Annotated in this window: 11 protein-coding genes; 7 read left to right on the top strand and 4 right to left on the bottom strand. The window is 51.5% G+C overall.

The genetic code is table 11. From position 1 onward, the window contains the following. Positions 1 to 70 precede the first annotated feature (70 nt). Positions 71 to 1,960, top strand: coding sequence for a response regulator (locus ACO0K8_RS11390; RefSeq protein WP_422946774.1), 1,890 nt, complete (start codon positions 71 to 73; stop codon positions 1,958 to 1,960). 156 nt (positions 1,961 to 2,116) lie between these two features. Beyond that, positions 2,117 to 3,532: an HD-GYP domain-containing protein gene (locus tag ACO0K8_RS11385; protein ID WP_422946773.1), complete on the top strand. Its 1,416-nt coding sequence runs from the start codon at positions 2,117 to 2,119 to the stop codon at positions 3,530 to 3,532. Positions 3,533 to 3,667: 135 nt separating this feature from the next. Here the strand turns inward: ACO0K8_RS11385 and ACO0K8_RS11380 are convergent, their stop codons facing one another. From ACO0K8_RS11380 to nirB, 3 genes are all read right to left on the bottom strand, one after another. After that, positions 3,668 to 6,433 carry a molybdopterin-dependent oxidoreductase gene (locus ACO0K8_RS11380; RefSeq protein ID WP_422946772.1) on the bottom strand — a complete coding sequence of 922 codons (2,766 nt, stop codon included), beginning with the start codon at positions 6,431 to 6,433 and terminating at the stop codon, positions 3,668 to 3,670. A 136-nt stretch (positions 6,434 to 6,569) separates the two neighbouring features. Then, positions 6,570 to 6,917: a nitrite reductase small subunit NirD gene (nirD, locus tag ACO0K8_RS11375; RefSeq protein WP_422946771.1), complete on the bottom strand. Its 348-nt coding sequence runs from the start codon at positions 6,915 to 6,917 to the stop codon at positions 6,570 to 6,572. Positions 6,918 to 6,979: 62 nt separating this feature from the next. Continuing rightward, complete coding sequence (nirB, locus tag ACO0K8_RS11370; RefSeq protein ID WP_422946770.1) at positions 6,980 to 9,409, bottom strand: nitrite reductase large subunit NirB; 2,430 nt, start codon at positions 9,407 to 9,409, stop codon at positions 6,980 to 6,982. A gap of 430 nt (positions 9,410 to 9,839) precedes the next feature. Here nirB and ACO0K8_RS11365 point away from each other — a divergent pair, with 430 nt between their 5' ends. Both ACO0K8_RS11365 and ACO0K8_RS11360 read left to right on the top strand, forming a co-directional pair. Further along, positions 9,840 to 11,054 carry a nitrate/nitrite transporter gene (locus ACO0K8_RS11365; RefSeq protein WP_422946769.1) on the top strand — a complete coding sequence of 405 codons (1,215 nt, stop codon included), beginning with the start codon at positions 9,840 to 9,842 and terminating at the stop codon, positions 11,052 to 11,054. A 73-nt stretch (positions 11,055 to 11,127) separates the two neighbouring features. Next, positions 11,128 to 12,849, top strand: coding sequence for a protein kinase domain-containing protein (locus tag ACO0K8_RS11360; protein ID WP_422946768.1), 1,722 nt, complete (start codon positions 11,128 to 11,130; stop codon positions 12,847 to 12,849). Between the two features lie 343 nt (positions 12,850 to 13,192). Here ACO0K8_RS11360 and ACO0K8_RS11355 read toward each other — a convergent pair whose 3' ends face one another. Then, on the bottom strand, positions 13,193 to 15,022 hold the full coding sequence (locus ACO0K8_RS11355) for a M4 family metallopeptidase (RefSeq protein ID WP_422946767.1): 1,830 nt from the start codon (positions 15,020 to 15,022) through the stop codon (positions 13,193 to 13,195). A gap of 795 nt (positions 15,023 to 15,817) precedes the next feature. On the opposite strand from ACO0K8_RS11355, the gene ACO0K8_RS11350 reads away from it, so the two are divergent. From ACO0K8_RS11350 to ACO0K8_RS11340, 3 genes are all read left to right on the top strand, one after another. Next, entirely contained in the window at positions 15,818 to 16,909 is a 1,092-nt protein-coding gene (locus tag ACO0K8_RS11350) for a Stealth CR1 domain-containing protein (RefSeq protein ID WP_422946766.1), read from the top strand. 280 nt (positions 16,910 to 17,189) lie between these two features. Continuing rightward, positions 17,190 to 18,368: an ABC transporter substrate-binding protein gene (locus tag ACO0K8_RS11345; RefSeq protein WP_422946765.1), complete on the top strand. Its 1,179-nt coding sequence runs from the start codon at positions 17,190 to 17,192 to the stop codon at positions 18,366 to 18,368. A 13-nt stretch (positions 18,369 to 18,381) separates the two neighbouring features. Beyond that, positions 18,382 to 22,746, top strand: a complete 4,365-nt coding sequence (locus ACO0K8_RS11340; RefSeq protein WP_422946764.1) for a PAS domain S-box protein — start codon at positions 18,382 to 18,384, stop codon at positions 22,744 to 22,746. Positions 22,747 to 22,772 lie beyond the last annotated feature (26 nt).

Below are 22,772 nucleotides of genomic sequence, written 5' to 3'. Positions count from 1 at the left end.
TTTTAGAGATATCAAAATGCCTCAAAATACGCTCAATTAACACCGTACTGACTTCGATTGCAGGCTCACTATGTTTGAAATAATTATTAGCTTTTTTTTGGGTTTATCGATAGGCGTGCTATCGGCCTGGCTGCTCTTGAAGAACAGATTCAAGACCAAACGCGAACGCAGTCTGCCTGAATCTGGCAATAGCGTGTTCGCAAGCAATGCGAGCGACGATCAGCAGACCTTGGGCTATGAAACCAATTTAGCCTGGAAGACTGAACAAAGTGTCTTCAACCAAGTCACCGGTCAGGCGACACCTCAAGCAGCTCCCCAGATTATCGAGGTCGGCCATCCACCTTTAAGCGAAGTACAGCTAGAACTGCAGCGCCTCAATGCTAAATTAACTGAACGCGAAAAAGTATTCTATCCGGACGAAAACGCGCTGTTGCAAGCCGAACAGGACAAGCTCGCCAGTGCCGCAGCAGCGCGACTAGCGCCCGCTGATACGATCACTCGCCTGGCCCCAACCTCGCACGAAACCCACAATACACAAGCCAACGAGTTTGAAATCGCCGCGCTAGTGAGTAGCATGCAAGAGAGCGTTACGCCTGTGCTAACGGCTGTGCCCGAGCATTTCGATCCTAGCGAACTTGAGGCAGTCGCCATAGCGTCTGCCGAGTTCGACGGTATCGATTTTGAAAACGAAGAGCAGGAAGAACGAGATAGGCAAACCGCAGCGGCTGCATTGGCCGCAGCGCAAGCCGAACGTGCTGCCGAACAAGAGGCCGAACTACGGGCAGAACAACAGGCTAAAATAATCGCAGAACAGCAAGCCGAGGCGGCAGCGGTAGAAGCACAGGCCGCCTTAGCGATATTGGCAGCACAACATGAGGCGCAAAGAGAAGCGCAACAAATAGCACAACATCAGGCACAGCTGGCGGCCGACCTGGCAGAAAAATTAGAACAAGAACGTGCCACACTGGTCGCGCGACTGGAAGCAGAGCAAGCCGCTCATCTAGAAGCACAAAGAGTCGCAGAAGAAAATGCAAAAATTGCAGCCGAGGCCTTGTTAGCCCTGGAAACGGCGCGACAAGAAGCACAGCAAGCGGCCGCCGAAGTTGAGAGAGTAGAGCAAGAACGCATCCATCACGAAACTCAAAGACGAGAACAGCAGGCGTCCGAACAAGCGGCTCAGTTGCAAGCCACATTAGACGCTCAGTTAAAAGCCGAGCAAGCCGCGCAACTAGAAGCGCAACGCCTTGCCGATGAAAACGCCAGGATAGTAGCCGAAACAAAGCGCGCAGCCGAGCAAGCAGAACAATTGGAAGCGCAGCGAGTACAAACCCAATTAGCGGCAGAAGCTAACGCAGCCGCACTGATAGAGCAAGAGCGACTCGAGCAGGCCGCGCTGATACAAGCACAAGCGCAAGAAAAAGAAAAAGCGGCACAAGAAGAGCTAGAGCGTCTAGAGCAACAACGTGCAGCCGCACAAAAACTTACCGAACAAACCGCAGCAGCACAGGCAGCACCAGCGCCATCCGCACCGCCAACCCCGTTAGTGCCAGAGCCAGCCTTGAGTGCTAGCCAGCCTGGCGCAATGAAGAGCCCGGAAAACACCATGATCATGGTGGCGGACGATTCCAAAGTAGTTCGCATCAAAATTAGCCGGGCCCTGACTAAGCACAACTACCAAATTACACTGGCGGAAAACGGCATAGAAGCGGCCAGCAAAATTGCCGAAGCGCGGCCCGATGTCTTGATCACTGACGTAGAAATGCCAGGCATGGATGGCTTTGGTCTGACCCAGCAACTACGTAGCAATCCAGCCACTATGCATCTGCCTATCATCATGATCTCCGGTGCCAGTCATGAATTGGCCGACAAAGCCAAACAAGCTGGGATCGACGTTTTGCTGGGCAAGCCTTACTCGGATGATGAATTGATAGGGCACATACATCGCTTATTACAGCGATAATTACAGAGGTAATTTAGAGATAGCATGCGTTTGCAAGAGCGGGAATGTATTGAATTAATAAACGCATGATTTGTTAGGGCGCGACACGAAGCATATAACCATGCAAAACGGTCCTCGGCACAAAAAGATATTTCACGCTTACTCATGGATACGCATATGCCCAATCGCCCTCCTGATACGCCGCTCGATCTAAACCTCGCTCTCAGCCCAAGTTTAAGCCCCTCCCCGGTTAATGACATCGCCCTGTCTGAGTTAATCGGGGCACTCAGCCACGCCTTAGACATCACCGAAGGGCAGCCCGCCGGGCACTGCATACGTTGCTGCTGGATAGGCATGCACCTGGGGCGCGAGCTAGGTTTGCCGGAAGATCAGCTGTGGGATTTGTATTACACCTTGCTGCTCAAGGACCTGGGATGCAGCAGCAACGCGGCACGCATTTGCGAACTCTACCTGACCGACGATTTGAGCTTTAAACGCGATTTCAAGACCGTCGGCGATAGCCTGCCCAAGGTCTTGCAATTCGTGCTGAAACATACCGGTCTAAAAGCCGGCCTGGCCGAACGCTTTCGTAGCGTCATGACGATCTTGCGCGATGGCAGCGAGATCGCCCATGAATTAATCGCCACCCGTTGTCAGCGCGGCGCAGAAATCGCCCGTTTGCTGCGCTTCTCAGAAAGCGTGGCCTGCGGCATCTACAGCCTGGATGAACATTATAATGGCCAAGGAAAACCGGATGGCTTAAGCGCTAACGCCATTCCCATCTTTTCGAGTATCGCCTTGCTCGCGCAAGTAGTCGATGTATTTCGCACCGCTGCCGGTGAACAAGCCGCCATCGCCGAAGTAGCATTACGTTCAGGTCAATGGTTCGATCCAAAGTTGGTACTGGCGTTCCAGAAAGTAGCCAGCGCCAGCACGTTTTGGCAAGCATTGAACTCGGACGACATCGCCTTGCGCGTCGCGCAGCTAGAGCCGATTAGCCGTAAAGTGCCAGTGGATGACGACTATCTGGACGACATCGCGGCCGCCTTCGGCCAGGTAGTCGATTCAAAAAGTCCCTACACCAGCGGTCACAGCGCCAGAGTCGCTTTTTACACCGACATGATCGCAGCAGCTATGGGGCTAAGCATAGAACAAAGACGCTGGCTAAAACGCGGTGCACTGCTGCATGACGTTGGTAAATTAGGTGTCAGCAATAGCGTTCTGGATAAACCCGGCAAGCTCGATGCCGAAGAATGGGAGGCGGTAAAATCCCACGCCGCCTACACCGAAACCATCCTGGCCCGTATCGCCGCCTTTGCCCAACTAGCTACGGTAGCCGGTGCCCACCACGAAAGACTCGATGGCGGCGGTTATCCGCGCGGCCTGCATGCCGCCGATATCAGTCTGGAAACGCGCATTATCACGACCGCCGACATCTTCGACGCGATCACCGCAGAACGTCCCTACCGTGGTGCCATCCCGGTAGCGCGCAGCCTGGAGATGATGGCAGAAACCGTAGGCACAGCGATCGACGCCGACTGCTTTGCCGCCCTCAAACTCGCGCTCAGCCAGCTCAGCGAGCTGCCGCCCTAGCCCGCCAGCCAAAGCCAATGAAGGCATGCCGCCAGCGCGCATAGCCCATGCGGCTCGCAGACCAGCATGCTCGAAGAAGCGCATGGATTATGCGCGCTGGCAGGGTGGCATTTCAGATTACCACCAGAGGTTTAGCTAGGCCGCGACCCCGCTTTTCACAAAGATCATTTTCTTCAATTCCGGCACGCAAGAGCCGCAGTTGGTGCCGCACTTCAAGCGTGTTTGCAAAGCTGCCAGAATGTCGGCTGGGGCGCCATCGAGTTTATCGAGTTCGGCATTGATCTCACTGTCGGCCACGTTGAGACAAGCGCAGACTACTTTGCCGCGCGCTTTAAAACCTTGCGGGGCGCTGGTGCTAGGCATTAGTAAAAGACGACCTAATTTTGCGACACTTTGCTGATCCAGCAGATAGGGACGCAGCCAGCTTTCGGCGGAAATATCGCCAGCTAAGGCAACTGCCGCCAGCGTACCGTCTTTAACCATAATATGTCTGGAATTGCCGCGTTTACTATCGTCGTAGCGCAATACAGTGGCGCCGCTGATGCCGAACAAGGCCTCGATTTTTTGCAATAACTCGGGCGCAGCCGCATAGTCGTCGGCAGCACGGAATAAGACCCCGACTTTATCGCGCCCAAACGGCACACAACTGGCATACGCGAACTCGCGCATAGTCGGGCGCAATGCCTGTTGCAGGCTGAGCGCCTGCGCCGCATCGACCCAGGCAAACACCAGAAAGCGCCACGGCAATTCGGCCTTGAGTATTTTTACCGCAGCGTGCTTCAGTTCCGGCTGTTTCGAGCTAGGATCTAAGGCCGACGAGGTCAGCGCATTGACCCCGGTGCCGGCAGTACCGGCATGGCCGCGCCCGGAGACGTATTCTTCGCCCCAATGCATGGCGATAAAGCTTTGCCCGGGACGCATCTCATCACTCTCGCTGACGGCAAAAATTTGCGAGCCGCGTTTATTCGTCACATGCACCAAGTCGCCGTTTTTCAGGAAACGCCGCTGCATATCCTGCGCCGCCATATTGATACTCGGTTCAGCCACATGTGAAAACAATTGCGCCACGCTACCGGTGCGGCTCATGCCATGCCATTGGTCACGCAGGCGGCCGGTGTTTAAAGCAAACGGATGGCGCGGATCGACTATTTCAGCCACCGGCAGATACGGGGTATTGATAAATTTGGCCCGACCATTGGCGGTGGCGAACACGCCATCCTGATACAGGCGTTGCTGACCTCTGCTTGCGCCAGTCGGATACGGCCATTGCTGCGGGCCCTGCTCCGCCAATAATTGATACGACAGGCCAGTGATATCCAGATCGCGCCCACGCGTGCTTTCTCTGTGCTCGTTCCAAACTTGCTCCGGCGACTCGTACGGAAATAGCGTGCCACGCGCACCCTGGTTTTTTTTCAGATATTTTTCCAGCTTACGGGCAAAGGCGGTGGCGATCTGCCAATCGGCTCGCGCCTCACCGGGTGCGGCGATGGCAGCGTTGACGCGCGAGATACGGCGCTCCGAATTCGTCACGGTACCGGATTTTTCGGCCCAGGTGCTGGCCGGTAGCAAGATGTCGGCATACGGCACGGTGGCGGTGCTGCTATAGGCTTCTTGCACGATCACCAGCTCGGCCTTATCAAGGGCTTCGCGTATCAGATTTTGCTCGGGCATGGATTGCGCCGGGTTGGTGCAGACTATCCAGAGTAGTTTAATCTGACCTTGTCTGACCGCTTCAAATAACTCGACCGCGGTCTTACCGGGTAGCGCTGGCACATCGTCCACACCCCACAGCGCAGCCACTTCAGCGCGATGTTTTGGATTTGCCAAATCTCTATGGCCAGACATCAAATTCGCCATGCCGCCGACTTCGCGCCCGCCCATGGCGTTCGGCTGGCCAGTCAATGAGAAAGGTCCTGCGCCCGGTTTGGCTATCTGATGGGTGGCCAGATGCAGATTGATCAGGGCAGCGTTTTTGGCGGTGCCGGACGAGGATTGATTCAGACCCTGACAATACAAAGACAGCGTCGCCTTCGATTGCCCGAACCAGCGCGCCGCCAGGAGCAAGTCTTCTTCCTTGATGCCACAGGTTTGCGTCACGTAAGCGGGCGTATAGCTGCGCACGGTTTGCTTGAGCTCGGCAAAACCTTCGGTGTGGGCGGCGATATAGGCAGCGTCGACCAAGTCTTCCCACAAACACAGGTGCAACATGCCATTAAACAAAGCGACATCGGTGCCAGGCAAGATCGCCAAAAATAAATCGGCTTCACGCGCAGTATCGGTACGGCGCGGATCCACTACGATGACTTTTAATTCAGGATTGTTTTTTCTGGCATCCTCTATGCGACGATACAAAACCGGATGGGCATACGCCGTATTCGAGCCGACGATAAAAATCACCTCGGCCAGATCGATATCCTCGTAACAGGCGGGCGGCGCATCGGCTCCCAAAGTTTGCTTGTAACCGGCCACCGCGCTAGACATGCACAGGCGCGAATTGCTATCGATGTTATTGGTGCCTATCAAACCCTTGGCGAGTTTATTGAAGACGTAATAATCCTCGGTCAGCAATTGGCCCGAGACATAGAAGCCTACGCTATCAGGGCCGTGCTCGTGGATGGTGTCGGCAAAACGGCGTGCCATACTATCTAGACAGCTATCCCAGTCACTACGCTGGCGAGCTTGTCCACGGCTGCTGCGCATCTCGGGATACAGCGCGCGCACTTGCTGTTGTATCAGCGGCTGCGCAGATAAATGCAGGGTGCTGCCCTTACTGCAGAGTCGTCCAAAATTGGCCGGATGCTCCGGATCGCCACGCACGCCCAGCACTTGCTGGCCATCGCTTTGTATCAAGACGCCACAACCTACGCCGCAGTAACAACAGGTGGCTTTCGTTTCAGTCATTTTCTAGCCTTTTATTTATACTCCCCATGAGTATTTTTAAATTGCGCAATACTGATATGCGCAATTGGCCTAATTTTTTTAAATTTAGGGGGAGTATCTTGTTATTTACTGTGCTTACTGGATTTAATGAAGGTGTTCAGCTGGCGTCCAGCGCCAGCGTACGCAACTCCGCCGCATCCAGATAAACCAGCTCTTGCTCTACCTTGAGGCTAAATTTCTGGGTGCAACCCTCGTCCGGCGAGACCGCGCAACCGGTTGGCAATTCTATGTTCCAGTTATGTAGCGGGCAGGCCACTTTTTCACCAAAGACGATGCCTTGCGAGAGCGGCCCGCCTTTATGCGGACACTTATCTAACAAGGCAAAAATCTTGTTTTGACTATTTCTAAAAATCGCCACATCGGGTTTGACGCTGCGTACCACAACGCGCGCACCTAGCACCGGGATGTCGTCGATTTTACAAATAGCTTGCCATTCTTGGGACATGGTATTTCCTTCAATTATTGATTTCTATCCCCTGCCCCGCTCGCGGGACAGGTTGTTTAACACTAAGCGTTGAGCATCTCAAACTGGCGGGTATCGACCTGCGCCTTTTCTGGCTCATGCCAGGGATCGGCTTCCTGCTCTAGCGAGAACAAGAGTCTTTGGTAGAGTTCTTTACGTTTGACTTCATCGTCCACCACGCTACGCTTGGCGTGATCCAGGCCGACACGTTCCAGATAATGCACAGTGCGCTCCAGATACCAGCCCTCTTCCCGATACAATTGCAGGAAAGCGCCGGTGTATTCCATCACTTCTTCATGGGTCTTGAGCTTAACGAAAAATTGCGCGACTTCGGTTTTGATACCGCCGTTACCGCCCACATACACTTCCCAGCCTGATTCGACGCCGATAATCCCCACGTCTTTAATTCCGGATTCAGCGCAATTACGCGGGCAACCGGAGACTGCTAGTTTCACTTTATGCGGTGCATACATGCGTGCCAGTTCGCGCTCTAGTTGCTGCCCCATCAGGGTAGAATTTTGCGTCCCCATACGGCACCATTCGCTACCGACGCAGGTCTTAACTGTACGCAGTCCCTTGGCGTACGCCAGACCGGAAGGCATGCCCAGATCTTGCCAGACCGCGCGCAGATCTTCCTTCTTAACACCGAGTAAATCGATACGTTGGCCGCCTGTCACCTTGACCGTCGGGATGTGATATTTGTCGACCACATCGGCAATCCGGCGCAATTCTGAGGCATTGGTCTCGCCACCCCACATACGTGGAATCACAGAATAAGTGCCGTCTTTCTGGATGTTGGCGTGCGAGCGTTCATTGATGTAGCGTGATTGCGGATCATCCTTGGCTTCGCGCGGCCAGGTCGAGATCAGGTAGTAATTAAGCGCCGGACGGCAGCTAGAACAACCGTCAGGGGTACGCCAGTTCATGCCTTGCTGGGTGCTTGCCACGGTCAGGTATTTTTGTGCCTTGATCGCATCGCGCACTTCTTGATGGGTGTGATCGGTACAGCTGCACATGGCTTTAACTTTCGCCACATCGCTGTAATCGCTACCGACTGTAAACATCAAGATCTGTTCGACTAAGCCAGTGCATGAACCACAAGAAGCAGATGCCTTGGTGTGCTTACGCACCTCGTCCAAAGTGAGCAGGCCTTTTTCTTTAATCGTGTTGACGATGCTGCCTTTACAAACCCCATTACAACCGCAGACTTCGGCGGTATCGGGCATGGCGGCGGCTTTACTATAGCCTTCATGCCCAGTGTCGCCGGTATTGGATTCACCAAACATTAAGGTGTCGCGGAACTCGGCGATGCTTTTTCCTTCGCGTAGCAGTTTGAAATACCAGCTACCGTCCGAGGTATCGCCATACAGGCAGGCACCGACTAATTTATCGTCCTTAATCACCAGCTTTTTATACACGCCGCCGATAGGATCCGACAAGATGATCGCTTCGGTGTCAGTGCCGCCCATAAATTCGCCAGCCGAAAACAAATCGATACCGGTGACCTTGAGTTTGGTAGAAGTGACCGAACCCTGGTAGCGCGCGATACCGAAATTGGCCAGATGATTGGCGCAGACTTTCGCCATTTCATACAAAGGCGCGACCAGACCGTAGGCGGTGCCGCGATGATTCACACACTCGCCAACCGAATAGATACGCGGGTCGAAAGTTTGCATGGTGTCGTTCACCACGATGCCGCGGTTGCAATGCAGACCGGCCGATTCGGCCAGTGTGGTATTCGGGCGTATCCCGACCGCCATCACGATCAGTTGCGCAGGGATTTCTAAACCATCGGTAAAACGTATGCCTTTAACGTGACCTTGATCGTCACTCAGGATGGCTTCGGTATTTTTTTCCAGCAGGAAGCTCAGGCCGCGATCTTCTAAAGATTTTTGCAGCATTTTGGCGGCGACCGGGTCGAGTTGGCGTTCCATCAACCAGCCTGGCAAATGCACGACAGATACCTTCATGCCGCGCATCATCAAGCCGTTAGCCGCTTCCAGACCGAGCAAACCACCACCAATGACCACCGCATGGCTGTGCTTCTCGGCCGCAGCGATCATGGTATTGGTGTCGTAAATATCGCGATAAGCAATCACGCCTGGCGCGTCTTTGCCAGGCACCGGCAAGATAAATGGTGAAGAACCGGTGGCCATCAGGAGGCGATCGTATTGGGCCTCGGTGCCATCTTCGGCAATCACGATGCGTTTTACCCTGTCGATTTTGACGATTTTTTTACCAAGATGCAGGGTGATATTGTTTTCTGCATACCAGGCTTCATCATTAAGCATGATGTCTTTGAAGGCTTGTTCACCAGACAGTACCGGGGACAAAAGAATGCGATTGTAATTGGCGTGCGGCTCTGCACCAAAAACCGTAATGTCATACAGATCGGGGGCGATCTTTAATAACTCTTCTAAGGTACGTGCACCTGCCATACCGTTCCCTACCATCACTAGCTTCAATTTTTTCATCGCTCACTCCTTTGCTTGTCTTGCACTCGTATAAGCAAAAGCAATGCCAGTTTCGAGGAATCTTATTCAGACCTGACTGCGCCAGCAATACAAGCGTCGGAAAAACAAGCAAAATCATGTATTTAGCACAGCGCACCAACACCCTATCCAAAGTTAATTTGGTGCGAGCAAAAACTTTGAAGCACCGAAATTCAGCAAAGCAGTCTGATTCGCACCCGAAAGTGGCATTCAGACTACCCATCTGGTGCAACGCACAATTTGAGGGAGCTAACTTAGCTAGTTTGCCTCCAAATGCAGCTAGCGCAGCACTAAAATGCGCCAAAACAGATGGCACGGCAATTGCAATAGCTTAGTTAAAGCTTGCAAAGACTGGTCTCAAGCACCGGCCCTCACCACTTACTTATTACGCTGTTACTACGCTGGAGCGATTATGCAAAAAACCTCTTTCTGGAAAGTCGGACACACCCCGACTTTACTAGCCGCCTTCTTTTACTTCGACCTCAGTTTTATGGTCTGGGTTTTACTCGGGCCCTTAGGTATACAGATCGCTAAAGACCTAGGTTTAAGCGCCGCGCAAAAAGGCTTGATGGTGGCCACCCCTTTGCTGGCCGGAGCTTTGCTGCGTATCGTGATGGGCATGCTGGTGGATCATTTAAAACCAAAAAAAGCCGGCTTGATCGGGCAAGTCATCGTGATCGCCGGCCTGAGCTGGGCCTGGTTAGGTAATCTGCACACCTATGAGCAATTGCTGTTTCTGGGCATCATACTGGGCGTCGCTGGTGCTGCCTTTGCGGTGGCATTACCGCTGGCATCCCGCTGGTATCCGCCTGAGCATCAGGGCACAGCGCTGGGCATTGCAGGAGCCGGCAATTCTGGCACCGCCTTCGCTGCCTTGTTTGCCCCAACCTTAGCAATTATGTTCGGCTGGCAGAATGTATTTGGCCTGGCCATCATCCCCTTGTTGCTTGCACTGGCGGTGTATCTGGTGTTCGCCAAAGATGCGCCGGGCGAGGTGCCGACTAAATCCTTAACCGAATACCTTGCGGTATTAAAAGATAAGGATGCCTGGTGGTTTATGTTCTTCTATAGCGTGACCTTTGGCGGCTTCTCTGGCCTGGCTTCCTCTTTGACGATTTACTTCAATACCCAATACGGCCTAACCCCGGTAACTGCTGGTTATTTCACGGCCGCCTGCGTGTTCGCCGGCTCTATGGTCAGACCTATGGGCGGGCGCATCGCCGACCGCATCGGCGGCATCAAAACTTTGTCGGTGATGTATGTGATCGCAGCGGCCTTTCTGTTCATAGCCTCCACCGGCTTGCAATCAGCGACTGGCGCAGTGATCGTGTTTGTGGGAGCGATGCTGGCACTCGGCACCGGCAACGGTGCGGTGTTTCAATTGGTGCCGCAACGTTTCCGCAAAGAGATGGGCGTGATGACCGGACTGGTCGGTATGGCCGGTGGTATCGGCGGCTTCTACTTAGCCTCCAGCCTCGGCTATTCGCATCAGATCACTGGCAGTTACCAAATCGGTCTGTCTATCTTTGCCAGTCTGGCCGTAATCGCCTTATTGGGCTTATCATTAGTCAAGAAACGCTGGCGCACTACCTGGGGTTCAGCGGCCATGACGACAGCTAAGATTTAAACCTAAACCCAAGCATCGCCGCTGAGGCGCAAAACGTTTTCACCGAATTAGATGAGCCAACTATGCCCCTGATATGCCCCTGATCGTTAGCACCGGCCACCACTCGCTGGCGGGAGTGCGTCCACGCAATGAAGACTTTGTCGGCATGGTCACGCCAAACGAACCTGAACTTTCTAGCAAGGGCTTGATCGCTGCGATTGCCGATGGCGTCTCAGGTAACGAGGGTGGGCGCGAAGCTTCAGAATATGCGGTGCGCGGCCTGCTGACCGATTACTACGCCACTCCCGACACCTGGGAAATTACCACCTCGCTAGAAAAAGTACTGGTCGCCATCAATAGCTGGGTGCAACAGCAAGGCACGGTAAGGCGCGAATTGGCCGGCATGGCCAGCACCCTGACCGCACTGGTGCTGCGCGGCCGTATGTATTACACCGCGCATGTGGGCGATACCCGCTGTTATTTGCTACGCGACGACGGCTTGGGCAAGCTACAAAAACTGACGCAAGACCATGTCTGGGACCGTCCCGAAATGCAGCACGTACTGACCCGCGCAATCGGCATGGATACCCGTCTGGCGGTCGATCATGGCATGGGCGAAGTACGTCAGAACGATGTGTTTTTACTCGCCAGTGATGGCGTCTGGGCGGCCCTGAGCGAATACGATATCTGCGATACCCTGAAACAAGTCAGTCAGCACAGCTTGACACCTGAGCTAGGCAGCAAAGCCCTGTGCGATGCAGCGCTAGCGGCAGGCTCGCAAGACAATTGCAGTGCCATCGTGGTGCAAGTGACGACCTTGCCCGAGGGCGATTTGCGTGATGCTTTATCTGAACTACGCAGCCTGCCAGCCCCACCCAAGCTCAAACCGGGGCAGATGATAGACGGCTATCTGGTCGAAGAAATTCTGCACAGCTCAATGACCACACTGCTCTATCTAGTCAACGACAGCGTGCATCATCGCAAGCTGGTGTTAAAAACCCTGCATCCTGATCGTGCCAACGACGCGCATGAGCGCTCCGCTTTTGCGCATGAAGCCTGGCTCGCCAAGCGGGTAGTGGCGCGCTTTTTCCCGCAGGTGATCACACCGGATCAAAGAAATTTTCTGTATTACCTATCGACCTGGCATGCCGGCGATTCGCTACAAACCCGGCTCGCTAGCGGCCAGCATTTTACGGTGCCGGATGTGATCACTTATGGCAGCAAGCTGGTACGTGCAGTGGGCGCCCTGCACCGCCGCAGTATTGTGCATAGAGACATCAAACCAGACAATGTGCACCTGGGCGAAGATGGCGAAATTCGCATCCTCGATCTAGGCGTTGCGCAATCTGGCCTGGATGCCCAAGACCAGAACTTGTCGGCCAACTTTAGCATGGCCGGCACACCGTCCTTTCTCGCCCCCGAACAATTTCAGGGGGCCAAGGCCTCACCTCAGAGCGATATCTACGCCAGCGGCGTCACGCTGTATTACCTGCTGACGCGGCATTATCCTTACGGTGAGATAGAGCCGTTTCAAAGGCCTAAATTTGGCGATGCTGTCGTGCCTAGCCGCTACCGCCCCGATCTGCCGATTTGGCTAGAAAACGTCTTGCTCAAAGCAGTGGCGCGCGAGCCGCAAGAGCGCTTCGAAACTGCCGAAGAATTTTTACTCGCACTGGAACGCGGCGCGGCCCGTCCGCTGCCAGCACCCAGCGCCACGCCGCTGGTCAACAGTGACCCCGCCACCGTATGGCGCGCGCTAGCGGCCACCTCCATCGTAATCAATCTACTCTTGCTGTATGTGCTGATCGTGCGCTAAGCATGCTGCTGTGCGACTTAAACAGGTTTTCAAACTAGCACCTGGTTCACCACGCATATTTCATGCGCCTCACCGGCCCGATAGGCTGGAAACCCGCATGGGTATTGCGCAAGCGGGTAGTGCATCGATCATTTTAAGAATGTTACGCTCGTGATAAATGCCTGCCATGCCAGCCATGCAAGCCACACAAATATTGGTCAAAAAAAAATCGCCACCCCCGCTGATAGCGAGGACGGCGATCTCGAGGTAGCTCACCTAAGCTGAAATACTAAGCTGAAATCCCAAGTTAACCAACTAAGTTGAACTACCAAATTAAAACACTAGCTAGGCATCAAGCACTTACTTAGAAAGTCGCCACCAAGGATGTACCGGTGACTGCTGCATAGGCTTTGACTAAAATATAGTAAGTGCCCGCCGCTGGCGAAGTGACTGTCATGGTTTCGGTATTGGTTGAGCCTGCCGACTTCTTCAAATACGAAGTTGTGGTTGGCGCAGAACCCAGTTTGGTATAAATATCGCCATCGCCTGTTCCGCCAGAGAGTTTAATCGTCAGACTTGCCTTGCCTGCAGGAACAACGATGGTGTAAGTCTTGCTAGCGTTCTTAGCCAGAGTAATGCCTGTAACGGCAACACCATTAGTCAAGACGGTACCAGTCGGTGGTATGACTGCACAACTTACGCCAACAGCGGCGAATGCTGCCGTGACATCGGCGGTGACGTAAGCACGATTAGTCGCTGCTTTTTCTACGCCACATGCACCGTCATTAAAAGTGCTACCTGCGGTCCAATACAAGTGATTTGCGTCTGCCATGACTTCAAAGGCTTTACGTGTATTCCAGCCTGCGGTGCTTGCTAACAAATAAAACGCTTTGTTATACACACCGCTGCTGTAATGAACATCGAGCGAGCTCTTGTAATTGGCCGCATTATCGATAGAGCCGCCATCTAGTGGTGGGTTATACATGTAACGCAAGGCACCAGCAGCCTTGAAGATATCAACGCCTACTTTAAAATCGTTAGTCCCCTTGACGTAATACTTCGCAGCCTCGCCCGCCATATCCGAGAATGCTTCGTTCATACCGCCGGACATGCCGGAGTAGGTCAGATTCGAATTTTGCTCAGTGAAACCATGGCTCACTTCGTGTGAGGTCACATCGAGCGAAACCAAAGGATAGAACGTGGTAGCGCCATCGCCAAAGTTCATGGCACTGCCATCCCAGAATGCGTTTTCGTAACTAGAGCCGTAATGTACTTTCATCATCAGCTTTTGACTGATAGGACGCAGGCCAAGATACGCCTGGTACATATTGAACACCTGGTTACCAAAATAATGCGCGTCATTCATCGGTGAAAACGCACCATTGATTGCCTTGACCGTATTGCGTGGGCAAGTAAAGCTATGCAGCGTACCGGCACCGGAGGTCGCACCATTCATATTGTAGGTATCGACATTGCTGCTGCTTAATTTACAGGTGCTACCACTGACCACTACATCCAAAAATCCGTAGCCTGCGCTTGTGCCGTATTCGTATTGGCCGGTTTTAGTGTTGCCGCCTGGCCCCGTGCCTGACAAGGCGTGAGTAATGCCCTCCCACTGCGCTAAGATAGCACCAGAATTTGCATCGATCATGAATGAGGGGCGACTAGGTTTGGCCGTATTTTTTGCCAAAAACGACACCGCATACACTAGCCTTGCAACACCATTGGCATCTTGTTTGATATACAGTTTTGCTTGCTCGTTCTCAGTGGAGAAAACTTGTGCCTTGGTTTTTGCCAACTCAAGAATCTGGGTAGATGTATAGGTGGGCTTGATACTTGGCAGGTCGTTAGCTAAACCTCTGAGCATTGCTCCAGACATTTTTGCCTGGTTCTCGCCTTTACCGCGGTGCTCAACAATACCCTCACCCCAGACCGGTACTCCCATATGATATTGCTGATGGCGGGTAACGACTTTGCCGTTAGCATAAGTCTTACTGCGCTCCGCTTTCAACTCATCTGCCGCCAAACCCAAATGCTCCCCAGCACTGAGCGGTCCGGCATTCGTCAAACTCGTTGATTTGGCAGCGCTTGAATTTTTTTCTAAATCTACGCGTTCAGCGGCCATGACATTACATGCACTAGCCACCAAGACGGATAACAACAGCGGACGAACTCCATAAAATGCTTGTTTCATTTTTAAGCCTTATATTTAGTTATATAACTCGAGGTTGATTCCCCAATGTTTAATCAATGAAAACTGTTTGCCTCCATTGACCCATCCTTACTTATCGAAGTCAGATAAATGTGTGATTTTTTCTCACAAATACCCAGCTTAAATAATTAACTACTAAGTCTCCTGCATCGCAAATAATACAGAGATGAGAAAGATAAAATTGTATGAATAGCACTTAGCAGCCAAAAGAGACTTACGCAAAAAACATGCCAATGTACAAAAACAACAAGAAATATAATAATGTTAATTATTTTGATCATTTACTTTGGCTTTTAGGAATCCTTCGCAGGAAAATCCATCAAGATTTTTTTAAAATTGATATTTTTTTTGACTGCACGTCCCAGTCAAACAGTTATTTTTTACTGAAAAAAGAGTAACGATTTTGAACTGATGTTGAACTGATGTTGAACTGATGTTGAACTGATGGTGAACTGATCGATATATCAGATGCAAGGATCAATCTCAGCTCACGTATGCAAAATAGGCTTTGAAGCTGCACCGAGAAAGTGCAGCTTGCCACTAAAGCACCCTACTTTGGCGCAGCGCTTAAGACTTCGCTATCGCTGCTGGCCGCAGCACCACGAATGGAAACAAAATAAATAAATTAGGGCATAGGCCCAGCGCGCATAGCCCATGCGCCTTGCAGGGCAGGCATGCTGAAAAGCCGCATGGGCTATGCGCGCTGGCGGCATGCTAGTTTTTATTTTGAATATGCCGGCAACAAATACTGATAGCAGCGATCGCAATTTCTAAAACATGGTAAATTGCGCCTCCGGACGGTCGCGTCTGCAGTTAACCCAAGGCCAGCAAATTATCTTCTCTGACTCTATCGTGAACTCCTGCCCTTCTCCACAAGTCGAAACCATCGCCATCCTGGACCAGATCGAACCTATCGATATCGTGTATCTGTGGGTGAATGGTGCCGACCCGGCGTGGCGCAATAAGCGTCAGCAAGCACTGCTGGATGCGGGCGCGCCGCGGGCCAGGGATCTGGCCGTGCATGGCGATGTCGCCGGTCGTTACCGGGACAATGAAGAGTTACGTTTCAATTTACGGGCACTTGAAAAATTTTATCCTGAGCATGGCCATATCTATCTGGTGACCGATGGCCAGACTCCGGATTGGCTAGACGCTCATCCTCGCCTTAGCGTGATCGACCATAGCGAACTGATCCCGCCTGCGGCCTTGCCGGTGTTTGATTCCGGACATATAGAATCATATCTGCACCACATCCCCGGGCTGGCTGAACGCTTTATTTACCTCAATGACGATGTCTTCTTCGGTGCCGAGGTAGACCCGGCGCTGTGGTTCGGCACGGAGGGCCTGGCGGTGTTTACCGAAAAAACCAAGGTGCCGGACTACGATCAGTTGCAAGCGCATGAGAGTGCGCTGGTCAACGCCTCGGTCTTGTCTAAGCATTGGCTGTCGCGGCGTTACCCGCAGTACCGGCATGCGCCACGGATTTTTGCGCACTCGCCACGCCCCATGCTCAAGAGCCTGTTGTACGAGTTGGAGTTGGCCGCACCTGAGCTGTTTCAGCAAGTGCGGCAAACCGTGTTTCGCTCATGGCAGGTGCCGCCATTAATGCCAGATCTGGTACCGCGTTGGATGCTACACACCGGGCACGCAGCTGAACAAACGCTGGAGCCACTGTATATCAGCAGTGGTGCCAACGATGCAGAACAGCAATTTCAAACGCTGCTCAATGAGTTCGGCAGTATTCCTTTTTTTTGCATCAACGATACGAGTGACGATGCCTTGGACGATGCCCCGCAATTGCAGAAAATCCCGCATACTTTGGCCAGGCTGCTACCGCATCCCTCGTCCTTTGAGCGTTGCGCTGACTAAATTTTTTGCGGGGCTAATGCATTAAATTGTGCATAGCCATTGAGCAGATTACGAAGAGGCGGATACAAATATCAAAATACTGTATCAGTCTTACAATTTTCTTACATGATTAGACTCCCTTTTTAAACTCATTTGGATTAGACTATTTCGGTATTTGCAATACATGAAATAGTCGAACTATGCTTTTGACGCGTGGTAATCGAGCAAGCTAGCTATATCGTTGAATAAGCTCACATAGGCACTCCTGGACTAGCACAAGCAAGATCACCGAAGGATCAAAATGACTTTGCCATTCTTGCGCTTACTTAAACACGAGGGCACAACTGCCCCAAACAGCTTGTGCAGCAAGTCAGACCGACACCTAAGTCACAAAAAAAACAAACGCTTTTCACCAAAGTTTGCGCTGCTCGCTGCAGTCAGCATGTTGGCGCTGAACACGGCTAGAGAACTATGCGCTGAAGAATATTTTTCACACTACGCCAGCAGTACAGACTCCGCTGCAATCGATCTAGGGATACAACCTTTAGGCTACCCTTCCGGTGTGATCAGTGCACTGATGCAACGTGATCAGATTCTAAAAAAAGCACTGTCAGAAAGTCAGCAGGAGTTAAAAATTTACCCCTTCAAACGCGGCGCCGACATGCTAACCATGCTCGCGAATCAGCGATTAGAAGCAGGTTTTCTGGGTGATATGCCAACCATACTAAGTGCCGCCAGTGGCGACGTATGGATAGTCGGATTGTTGAAGCAAAGTTTTACCTCTATCATTGCCAAAGACACCAGCCAAGTGCGCGACCTGGTCGGAAAACGACTCGCCTATATTGAGGCTTCGAGTGCACACCACACCTTGTTGCAGGGATTGGCCTCGGCGGGCATCCGTGAGGGCCAAGTCAGCTTGGTGCCATTAACGGTCGACGCCATGCCAGAGGCGCTAGCGCGTGGCGAAATTGATGCTTTTGCGGCGTGGGAACCGGGGCCAACCCTCGCGCTTAGCCAGAGTGAAAGAAACCACATTGTTTTTCGCGGTATTAGTAGCGACTATTTTGTCATAGGCAAAGAATTTGCAAAACAGTCTCCGCAGGCCGCGTTGCATCTGGTGGCTAGCCTATTACGAGCGGTTGAATGGTTGCGACGCTCACAACGACATCTCGAAACGGCTGCTAAATGGGCAATGGCTGATGCGAAGGCTTTTTCTGGTAAGGCGACGACACTTAGCGTGGCCCAAATCAGCGCTATTACCAGACGTGAAATTCTCGATATTCCGTCAGCACCAAACATACTAAAAAATCCTAGCGCACCGCCGCTCAAAGCCGAATTTTTATTCTTAGCTAATTTAGGAAAACTTCCCGCAACCGCTAATGAACAAAATTTAGCCGCTGCATTCAACTATGACGGTCTAAGTACGGTTATCAGTGACAGAAAAAAATTTCAAATCGAGCGCTACGATTATAGAGAGTAAGCATTCGACACTCATGAATACTTCTTTCTCAAGCAGAATCGCAGGATATTTTGGCGTTTTATTTTTAGCCGCAATTTGGCTATTATTGATGCTCTGGTATTTCGGCTTTCCTCAAATTGGATGGATAGGTGCGCGCAATCAACGCTTAACCGAAGCTATTCATATTCTGGAAGTGAAAGCTGACTTACAAAGGGCCTGGATTGCCAACAGTATTAAAGAGCGCAGAGGGAGTATTTTAGTAGTCTCAGAAAGTCGCTCATTGGCAAACCAACTCGAGAGTCAAGACAAGAATTTGCAAAACAATTTTGAACGCCTATTTGACCGCATAGAACGCGCCCACCCCGACCATTTCAATCATATGCTTTTGGTCGATCCTGAGAGTGGAACAATACGAGCGAGCGACAAGTCTATCGATGTCGGTCGTCAGTTTTATGATCAATCGTTAATCAAACGCGCCACTCAAATTGGCGCATCCGAAATGGTGGAACAATTACTGGGACCGGAAAATAAACCTGCTATAGGGATCGTACGGCAGATCCACATGGAAGACAGCAATGGCGACCACAATGGCAAATTAGTGGGGCTGCTGATCGCTTTTCTCGATTTACAAAATTTTATTGGCGAAATTTTTCAGGAGGAAAGTAGCGGTTTCACCAGTCAGGAAAGAAGCTTGCTGTTTGATCCTGATCGCAGACTCCTGGCTCACTTCCCCGCCCATGCGGGTTCAGAAAAGTTCATTTTCAACAATCAGATAGCACCAGGATTTGAAGGAACGTTAACTGGCAAAGATGGCAGCGATACTGAGCTGGTGGAAGTCTATCGCAGTCTGCAACTGAACGGCTCACAAGTATGGACCCTAGTGCATTATGCGAGCAAGGAGGCGGCACTCGGCACTTTGAAAGAAAACCTCAATGCACTTGCGATCAGTGCGCTACTGCTCACCCTGCTAGCCTTACTGCTCATACGATGGGTAGCGCATCGGCTGACGCGACCATTGTTAGCCTTATCAGAAGCGGCCAAACAACTTGGTGTCGGAGATCTGAATGTCAGGGCAACAAGCCACAAGAGCGAAAGCCGGGAACTGGTTACACTATCAGACGCCTTCAATAGTATGGCCGACAGCATACAAAAAGATCACTGCACCTTGGCTGATCGCATCACAGCGGGCACCGCAGAATTACGAAAATCCGAAAAGCGCAATCTGATTTTTTTTGATGCAACTGCCGATGCCGTAATCTTATTGGAGAACGGTACCATCATCGACTGCAATCCGGCAGCGCTACGACTGTTCGGTGCCCACCATCGTAACGAAATTATTGCAAGACATCCCTCTGAACTTTCTCCTGCCAAACAAGCGGACGGAGCAGACTCCATCAGTGCGGCAAACCAACGCGTAGCGCAGGCTATGACACAAGGGATGATCGTGTTTGAATGGTTACATCTGCGTCTGGATACAAAGAAGACCTTCATCGCCGAGGTTTTACTTAGTCGCATGGAAATTAACGGTCAGACCATCATACAAGGAACGATACGCGACATCAGCGAGCGCAAGCGTATCGAACAAGCGCAACAACGCAGTGAGGCAAAACTACAAGCGACCCTCGATGCGATTCCCGATTTGCTGTTTGAGCTTGGTCTTGATGGGCGCTATCAATCCTACCATTCACCACGAGTCGAGTTATTGGCAGCCCCACCACAAGAATTAATCGGACATCTGATCACCGAAGTACTCCCCGAGCCTGCGGCATTAACCGTGATGGCAGCGCTACAACAGGCCAATGACGCCGGTTTTTCAGCCGGAAAGCAAATCGCATTGAACCTACAACAAGGTGTGAAGTGGTTCGAACTTTCGGTCTCCCGCAAAACCCGCATTGAGAAAGAAGAACCTAGTTTTATTGTACTTTCGCGTGACATCACAGAACGCAAGCGTATAGAAACCGCGTTGCAAGAAAGTGAAGAACGTCATCGTGCACTGGTGGAATGGACGCCAGAAGCGATCATCATCCACAGTAACGGAAAAATAATGTATGCCAATCCTGCCGCGATTCACTTATTTGAGGCCAATAACGAACAGGATTTATTAGGAAAAACCGTCCTCGATTTGGTACACCCAGATTTTCACGAATCGGCTCAAGTACGTGCACAGAGTATTCGGGAGCATGGCAGCAGCACACCGATGACCGAGGAGGTATTACTCAAACTAGACGGCACACCATTAATCGCCGAAGTCCAAAGTACCTCTATTACTTACGATGGAAAACTCGCCTTCCACACCTTTATTCATGACATTACCAGGCGCAAACGTACCTTGGCGGCCTTGCAAGAAAGTGAGGAGCGACACCGCGTGCTAGTTGAATGGTCGCCGGAGGGTATTAATGTGCATAGAGATGGCCGGCTGATTTATGTCAATCCGGCAGCCATCAGGATGTTAGGTGCCACGCAAGTAGAAGATTTAGTAGGCAGACCGATTTTAGACATCATTCATCCAGACTTCCATCATGTGGCACTCTCTAGAGTCCAGAGCATCAGCGAAAATCAAGCACAAGCGGCGATGATGGAAATGAAGTTTTTACAGGTCAATGGCAAGTCCATCGACGTCGAGGCACAAGGAACGTCTATCGTATTCGATGGGGCAGCGGCAGTATATGTTGCCTGGAATGATATTAGCGAACGAAAAAAAAATGAACAGGCACTGCGCATCGCTGCCACCGCATTTGAATCCCAAGAGGGCATGTTTGTAACCGATGCTGACAGAACTATCCTACGCATTAATCGTGCGTTTTCTGAAATTACGGGCTACCCGGCAGATGAGATCGTAGGAAAAACCCCGCGTCTGCTCAAATCGGGGATACATGACGAGGCATTTTATGCAGCAATGTCGGACAGTATGCAGAGTACCGGAACCTGGCAAGGTGAAATTTGGAATCGACGTAAAAATGGCGAGGTGTTTCCTGAGTGGCTAACGATCTCGGGTGTCAAAGACAGCGCTGGCGTCACTACCCATTATGTGGGAAGCTTCATCGATATCACCTCCCGCAAGATCGCTGAAAATGAAATAAAAAATCTGGCATTTTATGACCCGCTTACTGCCCTACCCAACCGTCGGCTCTTACTCGACAGGCTAGAGCAAGCGTTAGCAGCTGGCACCCGACATCAACGCAAGGGTGCCTTATTATTTGTCGATCTGGATAATTTTAAGACTCTTAACGACACCCTAGGCCATGACAAGGGCGATCTTTTACTCAAACAAGTAGCCAGCCGATTGACGGATTGCACGCGTGAAGGTGACACCGTGGCGCGCCTGGGTGGCGACGAATTCGTAGTTATGCTGGAGAATTTGAGCGAAAGTGCGCTGGATGCAGCAACCCAAGCCGAAGCAGTAGGTGAGAAAATCTTGTATGCTTTGAATCAGATCTACCACCTCGGTCATTGCGAGCATCGTAGCACTCCGAGTATAGGAATTACCTTATTTGGAGAGCACGCCGAAAGTATAGACGAGCCACTAAAAAGAGCCGACCTTGCCATGTACGAAGCAAAAGCGGCCGGTCGCAATACCCTGCGTTTTTTTGATCCGCAGATGCAATCCGCTGTCGCCACGCGTGCCTCGTTGGAAACAGACCTACGCGAAGCAATAGTCAAAAAGCAATTCCAACTTTACTATCAGGCCCAAGTCACTAGCGACAATAGCATCAGCGGCGTCGAAGTCTTATTACGTTGGCAGCATCCCTTGCGCGGTATGATTTATCCAGCTGACTTCATCCCTTTGGCCGAACACACGGGTTTAATTTTGGATTTGGGAGCCTGGGTGATCGATAGCGCTTGCGAGCAATTAGCCTGCTGGAGCCAGCAAGTTAACATGGCGCAATTGACAATTGCGGTCAATGTCAGTCCGAATCAATTTCATCAAGCCAATTTTGTACCTCAGGTGCTGGACGCGTTAGCGCGTAGCGGAGCTAATCCACTATTACTCAAACTTGAACTAACCGAGACCTTATTGATAAAAAACGTCGAAGAACTTATCGTTAAAATGCGCATCTTGAAACAACATGGTGTCGGTTTCTCTCTAGACGATTTTGGCACAGGATACTCCTCGTTGTCCTACTTAAAAAGACTTCCACTGGATCAATTGAAAATAGATCAAAGTTTCGTCAAAGACATTTTATTTGACTCAAACGATTCCTCGATTGCAAAAATGATTATCGTTTTGGCGGAAAGTTTAGGATTGGCGGTGATCGCCGAAGGCGTAGAAACAGAAGAGCAACGAAGCTATCTAGCAACTCAAGGTTGTCAAGCGTACCAGGGATATTTGTTTAGTCGCCCATTACCATTGGTTGATTTCGAAAACTTAATGAAAAATCAAACTAGCTTATCGATATAGCAGTATTTCACTTAGCTGAGCGCGAA

The organism is Undibacterium sp. Ren11W (assembly GCF_049340485.1).
GTDB lineage: Bacteria > Pseudomonadota > Gammaproteobacteria > Burkholderiales > Burkholderiaceae_D > Undibacterium.
This window is presented reverse-complemented; position numbering and strand designations above follow the sequence as displayed.

Coding starts and splice junctions, on each gene's coding strand:
- ACO0K8_RS11390 (WP_422946774.1), top strand. CDS start 71: ATGTTTGAAATAATTATTAGCTTTTTTTTGGGTTTATCGATAGGCGTG.
- ACO0K8_RS11385 (WP_422946773.1), top strand. CDS start 2,117: ATGCCCAATCGCCCTCCTGATACGCCGCTCGATCTAAACCTCGCTCTC.
- ACO0K8_RS11380 (WP_422946772.1), bottom strand. CDS start 6,433: ATGACTGAAACGAAAGCCACCTGTTGTTACTGCGGCGTAGGTTGTGGC.
- nirD (WP_422946771.1), bottom strand. CDS start 6,917: ATGTCCCAAGAATGGCAAGCTATTTGTAAAATCGACGACATCCCGGTG.
- nirB (WP_422946770.1), bottom strand. CDS start 9,409: ATGAAAAAATTGAAGCTAGTGATGGTAGGGAACGGTATGGCAGGTGCA.
- ACO0K8_RS11365 (WP_422946769.1), top strand. CDS start 9,840: ATGCAAAAAACCTCTTTCTGGAAAGTCGGACACACCCCGACTTTACTA.
- ACO0K8_RS11360 (WP_422946768.1), top strand. CDS start 11,128: ATGCCCCTGATCGTTAGCACCGGCCACCACTCGCTGGCGGGAGTGCGT.
- ACO0K8_RS11355 (WP_422946767.1), bottom strand. CDS start 15,022: ATGAAACAAGCATTTTATGGAGTTCGTCCGCTGTTGTTATCCGTCTTG.
- ACO0K8_RS11350 (WP_422946766.1), top strand. CDS start 15,818: ATGGTAAATTGCGCCTCCGGACGGTCGCGTCTGCAGTTAACCCAAGGC.
- ACO0K8_RS11345 (WP_422946765.1), top strand. CDS start 17,190: ATGACTTTGCCATTCTTGCGCTTACTTAAACACGAGGGCACAACTGCC.
- ACO0K8_RS11340 (WP_422946764.1), top strand. CDS start 18,382: ATGAATACTTCTTTCTCAAGCAGAATCGCAGGATATTTTGGCGTTTTA.